This window comes from Methylobacterium ajmalii (assembly GCF_016613415.1).
Taxonomy (GTDB): domain Bacteria; phylum Pseudomonadota; class Alphaproteobacteria; order Rhizobiales; family Beijerinckiaceae; genus Methylobacterium; species Methylobacterium ajmalii.
In genome coordinates this window covers 11689-24487 of sequence record NZ_JACWCT010000161.1, presented here as the reverse complement: position 1 = coordinate 24487, position 12799 = coordinate 11689, and the positions used below count along the sequence as shown (strand labels likewise).

Annotated in this window: 15 protein-coding genes; 12 read left to right on the top strand and 3 right to left on the bottom strand. The window is 68.1% G+C overall.

Features of this window, described 5'->3' with window-relative positions:
* Positions 1 to 26 precede the first annotated feature (26 nt).
* The 12 genes from HPY23_RS28455 to HPY23_RS28405 all read left to right on the top strand — a co-directional run bounded on the left by HPY23_RS28455 (position 27) and on the right by HPY23_RS28405 (position 6873).
* Positions 27 to 386 carry a hypothetical protein gene (locus tag HPY23_RS28455; RefSeq protein WP_200601573.1) on the top strand — a complete coding sequence of 120 codons (360 nt, stop codon included), beginning with the start codon at positions 27 to 29 and terminating at the stop codon, positions 384 to 386.
* A complete protein-coding gene (locus HPY23_RS28450; RefSeq protein WP_200601574.1) occupies positions 386 to 697 on the top strand; it encodes a hypothetical protein in 312 nt (103 codons plus the stop codon). Before HPY23_RS28455 ends, HPY23_RS28450 begins: the two co-directional genes overlap by 1 nt.
* 140 nt (positions 698 to 837) lie before the next feature.
* Positions 838 to 1233 carry an HNH endonuclease signature motif containing protein gene (locus HPY23_RS34155; protein WP_413231085.1) on the top strand — a complete coding sequence of 132 codons (396 nt, stop codon included), beginning with the start codon at positions 838 to 840 and terminating at the stop codon, positions 1231 to 1233.
* Positions 1163 to 1801, top strand: coding sequence for a hypothetical protein (locus HPY23_RS28440; RefSeq protein ID WP_200601576.1), 639 nt, complete (start codon positions 1163 to 1165; stop codon positions 1799 to 1801). The genes HPY23_RS34155 and HPY23_RS28440 overlap by 71 nt, the downstream gene beginning before the upstream one ends.
* Before the next feature lies 1 nt (position 1802).
* Positions 1803 to 2162: a hypothetical protein gene (locus HPY23_RS28435; protein WP_200601577.1), complete on the top strand. Its 360-nt coding sequence runs from the start codon at positions 1803 to 1805 to the stop codon at positions 2160 to 2162.
* 9 nt (positions 2163 to 2171) lie between these two features.
* Positions 2172 to 3842, top strand: a complete 1671-nt coding sequence (locus tag HPY23_RS28430) for a hypothetical protein (RefSeq protein ID WP_200601578.1) — start codon at positions 2172 to 2174, stop codon at positions 3840 to 3842.
* Positions 3843 to 3911: 69 nt separating this feature from the next.
* Complete coding sequence (locus HPY23_RS28425; protein WP_200601579.1) at positions 3912 to 4367, top strand: hypothetical protein; 456 nt, start codon at positions 3912 to 3914, stop codon at positions 4365 to 4367.
* A complete protein-coding gene (locus HPY23_RS28420; RefSeq protein WP_200601580.1) occupies positions 4364 to 4570 on the top strand; it encodes a hypothetical protein in 207 nt (68 codons plus the stop codon). Before HPY23_RS28425 ends, HPY23_RS28420 begins: the two co-directional genes overlap by 4 nt.
* Positions 4567 to 4704, top strand: a complete 138-nt coding sequence (locus HPY23_RS28415) for a hypothetical protein (RefSeq protein ID WP_200601581.1) — start codon at positions 4567 to 4569, stop codon at positions 4702 to 4704. Before HPY23_RS28420 ends, HPY23_RS28415 begins: the two co-directional genes overlap by 4 nt.
* Complete coding sequence (locus HPY23_RS33910) at positions 4705 to 5403, top strand: N-acetylmuramoyl-L-alanine amidase (RefSeq protein ID WP_200601582.1); 699 nt, start codon at positions 4705 to 4707, stop codon at positions 5401 to 5403.
* Between the two features lie 106 nt (positions 5404 to 5509).
* Positions 5510 to 5842, top strand: a complete 333-nt coding sequence (locus HPY23_RS34150; protein ID WP_353890304.1) for a helix-turn-helix domain-containing protein — start codon at positions 5510 to 5512, stop codon at positions 5840 to 5842.
* The gene (locus HPY23_RS28405; protein WP_200601583.1) at positions 5728 to 6873 is read left to right on the top strand and encodes a tyrosine-type recombinase/integrase; all 1146 of its coding nucleotides are present in this window, start codon (positions 5728 to 5730) and stop codon (positions 6871 to 6873) included. Before HPY23_RS34150 ends, HPY23_RS28405 begins: the two co-directional genes overlap by 115 nt.
* Positions 6874 to 7499: 626 nt before the next feature.
* Here the strand turns inward: HPY23_RS28405 and HPY23_RS28395 are convergent.
* The 3 genes from HPY23_RS28395 to HPY23_RS28385 form a co-directional block, all read right to left on the bottom strand.
* Positions 7500 to 8198: a hypothetical protein gene (locus HPY23_RS28395; protein WP_175540096.1), complete on the bottom strand. Its 699-nt coding sequence runs from the start codon at positions 8196 to 8198 to the stop codon at positions 7500 to 7502.
* 1048 nt (positions 8199 to 9246) lie between these two features.
* Complete coding sequence (locus tag HPY23_RS28390) at positions 9247 to 9666, bottom strand: hypothetical protein (protein WP_060848820.1); 420 nt, start codon at positions 9664 to 9666, stop codon at positions 9247 to 9249.
* Between the two features lie 439 nt (positions 9667 to 10105).
* Entirely contained in the window at positions 10106 to 12313 is a 2208-nt protein-coding gene (locus HPY23_RS28385) for a TonB-dependent receptor (RefSeq protein ID WP_210344322.1), read from the bottom strand.
* Between the last annotated feature and the right edge of the window lie 486 nt (positions 12314 to 12799).

Below are 12799 nucleotides of genomic sequence, written 5' to 3'. Positions count from 1 at the left end.
CGCACCCTCACCATCAGGAGCACACGATGGCCCGCAAACAGAAGTTCGCCACCACCATCCGCATGGGGGCGGCCTACAACGACATCACCACCCGGTCGCTGGACGGCAAGAAGACCGCTACGCTCCCCCTGCCGCGGCCCGAGAAGCGGGACCGCAAGGACGGCCGCAAGCTGGCCCTCGCCGACCTCACCAGCGTGGCGGAGATGGTGTGCGAGCTGCACGGCATCCGCGAGCCCCTGAAGCGCAACGCCAAGGGCCACTTCGAGAAGCGCCAGCCCAAGCCCAAGGCCGTGAAGCCCTACCGCCCGCTCGGCGGCCACCGCATCGTCACCAACCCCCGGGGTACCCACTGCGGCCTCCAGGTCGGCATGGTGGTGCCCGCCTGATGAAGCTCCACGGCCACCGCCCGCTGGACAAGGACCAGCTCCACGCCACCCCCCGCGAGGAGGCCCTCCGGTGCGCCGCCCTGGCGCTCGATGGCATCCAGCGGGAGACCCCCGAGGCCCAGGTGATCGCCGCGGCCACCCTCTTCGCTGCCATCTCGGCCCGCACCGGGATGGATGCGGAGCAGCTCCACCATCTCGGACGGCGCGTCCTGCGGCCCGAGAAGCATCACACGAAGGCGAACATGATGGCCGAGAGCACCGCGGATTTCGTGGGGCTGGTCATCATGGGGCAGGAGGTCGTCTGCGCGTGAGCCGAGTGGTCCGCATTCTGGAGGCCTTCCGGTTGGAGGGCGAGGCCGTTGTGCGGGCCAGCACTGGCGCCGAGGTCGTCTTCCGCCCCGGCAAGCGCGGCTACTGCACGGTGCGCCTAGGTCGGCGCGGGGAGGGCTCCATGGAGTACCACCGCGTCAAGTTCGTCCTGGTCAACGGGTATCTCCCGCCCAGGGTGGATCATGCGGACCGGGACCGCTCGAACAACCGCAAGGGTAACCTGCGGGCGGCCACGCCAGCCCAGAACGTACAGAACAGCTCCGCCCACCGTGACAGCGCCGCCGGCCTCAAAGGGGTTTCGCGGCACGGGTCGGGGTGGAGAGCCCAGATATTCACTGACGGACGCAAGCGCCATCTCGGCACCTACCGCACACCGGAGGAAGCGTCCGCCGCCTACCAATCGGCAGCCCGTGCAGCGCACGGAGCCTTCTTCATGGAGCCGCCCAGTGGCAACCCCCGCCAAGCGCACCTACCGGACCTCGCCGTTCGGCAAGGCCGTCCACCCGTGGTTGAATAAGGCCGACACCAAGTTCAACGAGGCCGGCGTCTTCAAGACCGGCCAGCGGGTCCCCATCGCCGAGGCCCAGGCCATGATGGACCTGGTCCAGAAGGAGGCCGAGCGGTACCTCGCCGAGGTCACCGAGGGCATGACCGCGAAGGACCGCAAGGCCTGGACCCTCTACGTCCCCTTCGAGGTGGAGACGGACGACAACGACAACCCCACCGGCTTCGTGGTCTTCAACTACAAGCAGAACGCCACCATCCGCCTGAAGTCGGGCGAGGAGAAGAAGATCACCATCCGCCTCCAGGATGGTACCGGCGCGGACAACGCCCGGCCGATCTTCGGCGGCTCGGACATCCGGGTGCTCTATGCGCTCCGGGACGTGAAGATGACCTCTGGCAAGCAGGCCGGCGTCCGCCTCGACTTCTGCGGCGTCCAGGTCCGCAAGTACGCCGAGGGCGGCCAGGCGGGCGGCGGCTTCGGCGCGATCGACGGCTGCGAGGACGAGGACTACGGGGCCGGCGAGGCGATGCCTCCGGCGGACCGCTCGGGTTCGGCCGCCGCCGCGGACGGGGACTACTGAGGTGGGCCGAGGCGCCGCCCTCCACTCGCCGCTCGCCCTCCGCCACCTCGACGTGTTCACCCTGCCGGCCTTCGCGACCGGCGGCCCGGTGACGGGCTTCAAGGACGGCGTGGCGTTCACCGACACGGTGGCGGCCAACACGCCCTACAAGGCCTACGACAAGGACACCGCCCGCCGGGACATCTGCATCGTCGCCACCGGGGCGAATGACGGCGAGTACGGCTACACTGCGGACCTCCAACCGGGCCGGGGCTGGCTCTGCATGGCTGGCGGGGGTGGTTACGCGGAGACCATTGCGCACATCGGCGAGGTCTACCTGGCGAGCGGCGCCGGGACGACCTTCCGGGTGAACCGCGCCTAGGAGGCCACCGTGCCTCCCGTCCTGCCGCCGGCCTCGGCCCAGCTCATCTCGGTGCCCGGGATCTCCGCCCCGCATGTCCTCGGGCAATGGTTGAAAGACCCCATTGGGGTGGAGCGGTTCAACTGCAAAGGAGACTTCAACGGCTCCACCGGATTCGATAACCAGAAGACCCTCGCGGAGGCCATAGGGTCTGGCGAGAAGCTGGTGTTTGCGCCGGGCAAGGCCTACCTCACCGGGGTTCCCCTTGTCGCCACCAACCGCGCCCTCGGGATGGAGGGGACCTACGGGGCTTCGGCCATCGTCATGCCGGCCGGCGTGCCCGGCATGGTGGTGTCGCAGGATACCTACAGCCACGCCACAAACATCCGCAACCTAAACTTTCTGACCCTCGGTACGGAGACCGCCCAGAAGTCCGCCCTCACCGTGCAGTACGCGGTGGATGACAGCGGCAACTTCCGCAACCACGAGCGATGCTCCTTGGAGGGCATTGTGGTTGGCGGGGTGGATTACCTCCAGCACGGCTGGGATGTGGGCATCGACACGATCGACGTACACAACCTCAGTCTGCGGTACCCCTTCATCCGCGGTCGCCGGAACTTCGCAGACTACGGCGGGGGCCGGTTGTCGTTCGCGACGATGACGGCGGGTATTCGAAACACCGGCACCAGCGAGTCCAGCCGGCCCAGCGACGCGCTGGTGGAGCGGCCTTACGTCTTCAACGCCAAGACCGCCATCCAGAGCCGCGGCGAGGTCGAAGGCTTCGCGGTCGAAAACCCGATCCTCGTGGCCGTCCTCGTCGGCTTCGACATCCAGAACTCGTCGGCCCGCCCGTGGGGGAGCATCAGCGGAGGGCACATCTCCGCGCTCGATGTCATGATTAGCGCCAAGAACTGTCCGTCGTTCATGGCGCGGGACATTCTGTTCTACAAGGGTGCCCCGGCTGGCGTCATGCCGGCGGGCATGTACCCCACCGACATCGTACCGGGACCGGCGGGCACCGTGGTGGTTTACCTGGAGGCGTGCCCCGGGTTCGACCTCTCGGGGCTCAAGGCCATCAACAACGCGGCGGACTACGCCTCCGGCGGTGCCCACATCGGCGTGGTCTTGAAGGACTGCCTTGCGGGTGACATCCGCGAGTTCCGCCACAACAAGCCAACCGTCAGCGTTTACGAGATCGGAACCTCGGGCGGCAACATCACCTCGAACCTGCGCACGCAGGGGACGTACACTGGCTCCCCGGTTGCGGAGTACGTGGACCGAAGCACGGGTGGTGGCAACGAGCGCACGGACGGCAACCGCCCGGTGGGCACGGTGACCAACGCCGCCCCCATCACCGTTGGCACTACACCGGACCAGACGGTCTTGGTGTTCGTGCCGATGGCCCAGGTTGGCCAGCGGTACCGCGTTGACGTGCAAGTGGAGGCGGGCCTCACGACAGCCGGGGAGGTGAACTTCTCGTTGTCGAATGCCGGCGGTAGCGCATCGGGCGCTTGGGCTGCCAGCGCCGGCTACGTCCCCGATCGGGGCCAATCGGCGGCCGGTACCCGGGGGAGCACGATGAGCGGCACCTACACGGTGTCGGCCCGGGGATCGCTCGCCCTGCGGCTGTCCCTTCAGATGCTGAGCGGCGCGGCCACTGTGGGCGCGGGGAAGGCCCAAATGACCGTGACGCTTCTCTAGGCCGGCGCCGTGCCCAACCCCCCAGCTCGCCACTGGGCCGCCCGGACGCGATCCTCGGACGCCCGCGGCATGGCTCACGGCTACCGCTCGGGACTGGAGGCGAAGAACGCGAAGCACCTCGAAGCCCTCGGAGAGCCCGTCCTCTTCGAGGTCTTCAAGGTCCCCTATGTCATCCCCGCGGCCAAGCACACCTACACGGTGGACTTCAGGCTGCGGAACGGCATCCTCGTGGAGACCAAGGGGCGCTGGCTGTCGGCAGACCGCGCCAAGCACCTCTTCGTCCGCCTCCAGTACCCGGACCTCGACATCCGCCTGGTCTTCGACAACCCCAAGAGCAAGATCGGCCCCAGCTCCAGCACCACGGTGGCGGAGTGGGCCGACAAGCACGGGTTCGTCTGGGCCGTGAAGACCATCCCCGAGGAATGGACCCGCGAGAAGGGTCCCGAGGTCAGCCCGGAGGAGGCCCTGAGGAAGGGGCCCCAGGGCTTCCAGGACCTACTCAAACAGGAGCGCAAACGGAAGTGATCGCCCCCGAGACCCTCGACACCATCCACGCCCAGGTCCAGCAGGAGACCTCCGCGCGGGCCGAGAAGCTCGCCCGGATGCAGGGCCTCCTGACCCGCACCCAGAGCGTGAAGGAGCTTCAGGCGAAGCTCAACGCGGAGGTCCAGGCCATCCAAGACGCCTTCGCCATCGAGATGAACCCCCTGGTGGCGGTGGCCTCGTGAAGGCTGGCCTCCTCTTCCGCCTCGCGAGCTTCTGGGTGGGCGCCCACTGGTCCCCCTACAACCGGCGGCTCTGTGTCAACCTCGTGCCGTGCGTCACGGTCTGGGTGATGCTGCCGGGCGGGAACGCCCCCTAGGTGTTCGCCTGGCGCCCCCGCACTAAGACCACCCGCCTCATCGTCCACTCCTCCCACATGGCGGCCTCGGTGCCGAACCACTGCGCCGCCATGCGGGCCAGGGGGCGGGAGATGGGGCTCCTGGAGGTCGGCTACCACTTCGTCATCGAGCGGGACGGCTCCCTCGTGGAGACCCGCCCGCGCGGCTCGGTGGGCGCCCACACCCCCGGCAACAACCACAACAGCATCGGGGTCTGTCTCGCCGGGGACGCGGCCTCGCGCCACACCGTGGAGCAGAGGGTCATGCTTCACGCCCTGGTGGTGGACCTGATGTGGCAGTTCGGCCGCCTCGAAGTCGTCGGCCACACCGAGCTGCAACGCTACCGGAACCGCGAGCTGCGCTGTCCGCACCTCGACATGGACGAACTCAGGGAGACCCTCATGCACATCACCCAGGACATCCCCGACAAGGCGCCGGCCGCGGCCGAGCCCGAGGACAAGCTCACCCCGCAGCAGCGCCTCATCCTCGACTACCTCGGCGCAGGCCGCACGCTGACCACCAAGGTGGCGGTGACCTCCCTGGGCATCATGTCGGTGTCCAGCCGCATCGCCGAACTGCGGAAGATGGGCCACCCGATCCTGGAGCGCGAGGCCAGGGACCACTTCGGCAAGCGGTACCTGAAGTACTTCGTGGAGCAGCCGGCGGAGGCCGTGGCGTGACCTGCGCCACCTGTCTCCTCGCGGGGTTCCTGGTGACGTGCCTGGTGTGCCTCGGGATCGCGGCCAAGGCGGCGGACCGGGGGCTGGCCAAGTGGGACCTCGGGAGATGGGGCCCGTAGTCCCCTCCCCCTTGGCGGCGGCTTTCGAGAGCAAGGCGACCATCTCGGCCCCGGAGCTGTGCCGCCTCCTCCCCCTGGACCCGAAGACGCTCAAGCGCCACTGTATGGCGGGCCACATCACCTACGTGCAGACGGGCTTCGGGGAGCGGCGACGCTTCACCCTGGAGGCCGTCATGCGCTTCCTCGCCGAACGGAGCAGGACCGAATGTCCGTCTACAAGCCTGCCAAGTCTCCGTACTACGCCTACGACTTCCAGCGGGGTGGTAAGCGCTATAGTGGCTCGACAAGAGCGACTTCAGAGCGGGCGGCGAAGGCTGTAGAGAAGCACTTGATTGCCGAGGCGGAGAGAACGCTCAAGGTGGTGGGAGGGCCTGCCGCCATGAGCCTGTTGGAAGCTGCGGACCGCTACTATGCGGAGGTGGCCAGCCACGGCTTCGACCCGAAGACGGCCGGTGAGGTGCTGGGTCGCATGACCAGGCTGGTAGGCAAAGACCTCCCGCTAACCGCCGTCACGGATGAGGTTGTTGCCCGCGCCGTTGCCGCCCGCCGCGCCGAGCACCGCTACGGGGACCCCTCCAAGGGCCTCGTGCTCCCCTCGACGGTCAACCGCACGCTCACTCAACCCCTCCAGCGGGTCCTCACCCGGGCCAAGAAGGTCTGGCGCATCCCCCTCCCCCAGGAACCAATCTGGGGAGACCACCTCCTGCGGGAGCCTAAGGAGCGGGTCCGGGAGCTGCGCTATGATGAGGAGGAGAAGCTCGAAGCCGCCGAGAGGGAGGACTACCGGGCCCCGCGCCTCTTCGCCCAAATCACCGGCCTCCGCCGCCGCGAGGTGGCTGGCCTGACGTGGTACCAAGTGGACTTCGCCGCCGAGGTCATCCGCGTGGTCGGCAAGGGGGACAAGCCGCACGTCCTGCCCATCACGCCCGAGCTGCGAGCCATCCTCGCGCCGCTTCAGGGACACCACCCCGAGGCGGTCTTCACGTACCGGGCGAGCAAGACCCGGGACTGCAAGAGGCTCGGCCGCAGGGTGGTCCGCGGCGAGCGTCTGCCCATCCACCCGGAGGGCTTCAAGCGGGCCATGCGGGCTGCCCTGGACAAGGCCGGTATCAAGGGGATGCGGGCGGTCCATGACCTCCGCCACACCGCGGCCACCCGGACCCTCAGGGCCACCGGGAACCTGCGGCTGGTCCAGAAGCTCCTCAACCACTCCTCGCCATCCATTACCGCCAAGTACGCCCATGCGGACCTGGGCGACATCCGGGAGGGCATGGCGAAGGCGGCGGAGGATACCGCGAGGCGCCGAGAGTCCCGGAAGAAGCCCCAGACTGGGGAGGAGGTGGAGGTCTAAGACCCCTATCCCAAACGGTAAAACGACCCGCCAGCTCGTGCAGCCTTTGCATGATCACCACGATGGCGGAACGGACGGGGTCGTTGAGGCGGGTCGGCACCGCCTCCAGGAACCACTGGGCCACCGCCTCGCGCACCCGCTCGGAGGCGGCGCCGTCGACCGAGATCGGGTCGTCGAGGATCACCCGGTCGCCGCGCGAGCCGGTGATCGAGCCGGCCGAGACCGCCTCGCGCAGGCCGGTCGCCGTGGTCTCGAACCGGCCCTTGCGGTTCTGGTCGCGGGTAAGCCGCACCCGATTCCCCCAGAGGCGCCGGTACCAGGGCGAGGTGATCAGGCGGCGCGTGCGCAGGTTGTCGCGCAATGCCAGCCGCTCGGTGTGCGAAACCGCGACGGTGCGCAACGACGGGCGGTTCTTCGGCCCCCATTCCCAGGCCGGCCAGAACACGCCGGCGAGCAGGCTCTTCATCGTACCGGGCGGCACGTTGATCAAGAGCCGGGTGATCTCGCCGGCGGTCACCGCCTCGAGATGGGCGGAGACCGCGTCGATGTGCCAGCCGTGGATGTAGGGCGCCCCCGGCTCGATCGCCGGCCAGGCCCGGCGCACGAAGCCCGCTAGGCTCTCCTCGCTATCGAGCCGATCGAGGGCCCGGATCAGGGCCGGTGGGTCGCTCAGCCAGGCGCTCGGCGATGGCCCGGAGCTGGGCGCGCTGCTCGCCGTCGAGGAGGCGGAAGGCGGTTTGGGGATCGAGGGACGCGGTGTCGTCACGGAGCTTTCCGTCCCCCTTGCCGTCGAGATCCCAGGCCTGGCGTTCGAGGGCGATCCACAGCCGCGCCGCGGCGGCGAGGTCGCGCAGGGCCGCGACCCGCTTCTGCAGCGCCGCGGCGCGGGCGAGCCCGCTCTCCTCCGGGGCGTTCTCCGGTCCGGCTTCCTCGGCGATCGCCGCCCGGAGGTCGTCGAGGAGCCGCAGGGTCAAGGCGGCGCCCTGGGCCACCACGACGCGGTGGCCGCCGAGCACGCCGCCGGGACGGGCTGCGTCCGGGGAACCGTCGCCCGGGAGAACGACCGTCGGGGCGTCCCACCCCTCCGCCCGCGCCCGTCGCCGGAGCGTCTCCGGGTTGAGGCCGAACTGCCGCGCGATGGCGGGCCCGCTCTCCGGCGCCGCCCGGTAGGCTGCCGCGACGCCCGTCCAGTCGACGACGCACCGGGCCGCGGGCTTGGCCGGATGGTTCGCGGTCGAGGGCTTTCGTGTCGATGCCGGTTGCGCCGCCGTCCGTTCCCGCGGCGTCTCTGCTCGTGGCGTCCTTGCTCGTGGCGTCTTGGCCATGTCGCCTCGTCGGAAGGTGGGAGGCGCCGGCGCAGCCCGAAACCGCCGGCCCCGAGGCCGACGGGCACGAGCCGCCCTTCGCCTCGGTGATGCCGTGGGCCGGGTCCGGGGACACATCCCCGCATCGGCGGGGCAGTCGAGCAGCCACCTCCCCCGAGGGGCAGGCCGCAGACCCGGATAACCTGAAACCCTTGTACCCGCGTCGCCGATGTTCGTCAAATGTTCTTTTCGAGGGGTGCGATTTATGGCTGGGCTTGGCCTGCGCCGCTTGCGCCACCCCCCGCAAGCAAAGATATTGCGTGCTCATGTCGATGCATTTTATTGATTGATATGCAAGATGTGATTTTTTACTATTCGATCGCATTGATCATATTTTACATCAGTTCATTGCAAATATATTCATGCCCACCGCCCTGCCGGCGACCTTCGTTGTCGAGTGGTGCTGGGTTGAAGAAGGCCCGTCGTGTTCGCAGGTATCTGCCGCCTGTCATTGACGGCCCGGTTGCGCGCGTGGCTTTGGCGGCGGCTCCGATGGATGGGACCGTCCCTCTGCAGCGGGCCTTAAGTGTCTCTCACAAAACTCCCGATCACCGCCTCGGCTTGCTGTAGCAGCGACATTGCGGCGGGATTTTTGTGAGGTGCACTAAGTCCGACGCCCCCGCGCTACTCGATCAGGTTGCGCAGATGTCCGGCTCGCGTTGATCCAAGAACACCTTGATCCAAGAACACCTTGATCCAAGAACACCTTGATCCAAGAACATCTTGATCCAAGAACATCTTGATCCAAGAACATCTTGATCCAAGAACATCTTGATCCAGGACCGCCTGACTCGAGGCCGGGGACGGACAGACTCGAACGTGTCTCAAACATCGATATGGTGATTCGATCTCCATGAGTTATGGGAGATCGAGGACATAATGGAGAGCTTCATGCGCCCGGCTACATCGATGCCGGCCGGCCCTCCAAACGAGAATCGCCGGAGCACGGAGGCTCCGGCGTCGATCGCTAGCCGACGGGCCGTCGGGCAAACGGGGCGCCGGTCCTCCCTCAGCAGCTCAGCTTGCGGCCCTCGCGGAAGCCGTGGACCCGGAAGTGCTTGTAGCCCGACTCCATCTTGCCGGCGAGCACGGCGCGGGCGACGTCCGGGTTGCAGCGCAAATACTCACGCTCGTTGAAGGCGGCGGCGCCATTGTCCCGTGACCCGCGGTCCCGGTCACGTGCGCCATAATCCCGGTCTCGGTCGCGATAGCCGTAGTCGCGATTGCGGTAGTCGTCCCGCCGGCCGTAATCGTCGCGGCGATCCCGATAGTCGCGGTCGCGATAATCGCTGTCTCGACTGCGGTATTCGCGATCCCGGTAGTCGCGGTCGCGATAGCCGTAGTCGGGCCCCCAGGACTGGGCCGAGGCGGTCCCCACCGCGCCGATCAGGCCCAATCCGATGACCGCCATCACCCCAAGCGTCCTCATCGTCTCCGATCCTCCTTCGCACGGCGCATCGCCGCCGCTGCGGAAGCTAGAGCATCGAGGCCCGATGGGGATAGCGCCGTGGTGTCTCGGATGGAGTCGACGCAGAGCGCGCGCCGGCTCGGTGCGCCAGCGGCCGATGGCGCGCGGGCGGCACGGATGGACGAAGCTGACGCCCCCGACGGCGTGGCCGTAAAGGTCTCCACCCCTGAGGCGCGGGCCAAGTGCCTCCCGCCGCGGGTGCATCGAAGGCGGCCTTGGGCACGCGATCTCCGCCTGACACGCTACCGGGAGCAGAACCCAGCGGCGATGGAGGACGGCATCAGCATCGCCGGCCGCCGCAGGCTCATACGGTTCGATGAACCGGACGAATCTGGCAGGGCGGTCTGTCGCACATGCAGTACCGGTGCCCCGATAGGAGGGAGGTCTTGCTTGCGTCCGGTCAGAAATCCACCGAGGCCGACAGCAGGAACGTCCGCGGCGCGCCCTGGCTCAGGATGCCGCGCCCGGTCGAGGCCCAGTAGTTGGTGCCGGTGACGTTGGCGACGGTGGCCCGCAGGGTCAGCGGCCGCTCCTGGAACGTCGTGGCGTAGCGCAGCCCCACGTCCAGGGTCGCCCAGTCGGGGATCTTCTGGCTGTTGGCGAGGTCGTAGTACTGCGCCGAGGTGTAGATCACGCGGCCTGTCAGGGTCAGACCGGGGACGAGGCTCGGCGGCAGGTCGTATTCGCCGTAGAGGTTGAGCTGCACGTCCGGTACGCCGACCGCGGTCCGCCCGACGTTGCGGGGATCCTGCGCACGCACCTGCACCCCGTCGAGGAGGGTGATGCCGCCGAGGAGCCGCACGCCCGGCACCGGCTCGCCGAACACGGTCAGCTCGACGCCGCTGTTGCGCTGGCGGCCGTCGACGGAGAAGACCAGGGTGCGCGAATCGAGGAAGCCGGAGGGCTGCTCGATCTCGAAGGCCGCGAAGCCGACCCCGACCGTGCCGAAATCGTACTTCGCGCCGACCTCGGTCTGGCGCGAGACGAAGGCCGGGAAGGCCGCGGTGGCGTTGACGGCGTTCACCGGCGCGGCGGGCGAGGTCAGGCCCTCGATGTAGTTGGCGTAGAGCGACAGCCTCTCCCACGGCTTCACCACGAGGCCGACGCCCGGCGAGAAGGCGCCGCTCTCGCTCGCCCCGGTCCGGTACCCGGTGGTCGCGCTGTAGGAATTGACGTCGAGGCTCTGCCAGCGGCCGCCGAGCGTGAGGAGCACCCGGTCGTCGAGGATCGACAGCGTGTCGGCGATGGCGATGCTGCGGTTGATCCGGCTCGAGGTGCGCGGCGTCGCGTTCGACAGCCCGAAGGTCGAGCGCGGGGCGACGTAGGTCGGGTCGTAGAGGTTCGAGGTGATCGTCGATCCGACGGTCTGGGCCGGGGGCTGGGCGAGGTCCTGCCAGAACCCGACCGCGGCGAGGCCGAAGCTGTGCTTGACCGGGCCGGTCTCGACCGTGCCGCGCAGGCCCGCCTCCGCGGTCTGGTTGACGATGTGGAACGGCAGGTAGCTGATGGGATCGCGGTAGTCGCCCCGTGCATTGAAGATCGTCAGCACGCCGCCGAAGTATTCCTGACGGAAGTTCGACACGCCGTAGGCGCCGTAGAGCGTCAGGTCCGGGGTCAGGTCGTACTCGATCCGGGTGGCGAGCTGCTGGTTGGCGCTGTCGCGGTATTCCCAGGGCTGGTGCTGGTTGAGTGTCAGGTCGGGCGCGCGCGGGATCCGTACGCCCGCCGCCACGCTCCGGTTGCGCAGCGGCGAGGTGAAGTCGAGCTCCTGGTAGCCGAGGTCGAGGCTCGCCCGCAGCCGCTCGCCGCGATAGTCGAGGGCGAGCGCGGCGGTGCCGAAATGGACGCTCTGGTTGTCGATCGGCGTCGCGCCGTTGTTGAAGGCGCCGTTGAAGCGCACGCCCCATTCCTTGTCGTCGCCGAAGCGGCGGCTGACGTCGATCGCCTTGTAGATTGTCGCATTGGAAGCGTAGCCGATCGTCGCGCGGGTCAGCGGCTCGTCGAGGGCCCGCTTCGGGATCAGGTTGATACTGCCGCCGATATTGCCGAAGGGCGGCACGCCCGAGAGCAGGGTCGAGGGGCCGCGCAGCACCTCGACGCGCTCGATCGGCTCGATCGCCGGGTTGAACGCGTCGGCGACGCCGTAGAGCCCGTTGAACGCCATGTCCTGGGCGAAGACCGGGAAACCGCGGATGAAGAAGCCGAGAATCCCCGAGAAGGCCGGCACGTTGGTGCGGATCGACGGGTCGTTGTTGACCACGTCCTGGACGTTGCGGGCCTGCTGGTCGCGGATCAGCTTCTCGGTATAGCTCGTCGCGCTGAACGGCTGGTCGAAGACGTTGCGGTTGCCGAGGAAGCCGAGGCGCGAGCCGGAGCCGACGGCATCGCCCGCATAGGCCGGGGGCGGCGGCCCGACCACGCCGGTCGGCGGAGCCGGCCGGGCCGCGGGCATGGCGCCGCCGCCGCCGCCCGCCACGGTGATCTCGTCGAGGCGGATCTCGCCCTCGGCGAGCGCGCCCTGCACGAGGCACGGCAGCACCAGCGTGGCCAGGCCGAGACCGGCTTCGAGGCGGCGGTTCCTGGGACGGGGGCGTCGGGCGTACCGCATGCGATGACGATCCAGCAGAGAGTGGTCTGAGCGCCGGCGCGCCGCCGGGTCGTTTTTTCTATTCGGTGTCTCCACGCGGCACGCAACGGTTTCGCGATCGATCTTTGCGGTTATCCGCATGATTGTGGCCGTTCGGGCACAAACTTTAAAATATAATATCTCTAAACTACGGGCTCATTCAGGACATCGGTCTTATGAATGCTGCCGGGATCCGGCGCGACATCGATCCGACTCCTGCGGCATCGTGACCGATCCGGCGATGCGGACGGACAGCACCGGTGCCGCCGAGAGCCGGCCGTGCATCGCAATCCCCTGTTCTCCCTCGAAAAATCCCGCTCCCTCGAATTTGTCGAATTCCGATACGGTCGCTCTCTCGCGACGATCGCGATCTGGAATAATAACAGCTTGCGAATACTGCGAACAAAATCGTTTGAATGCTGCGCCGTCATGGCTATCTACGCCGCACATCGGACCGGCGCCTCACGA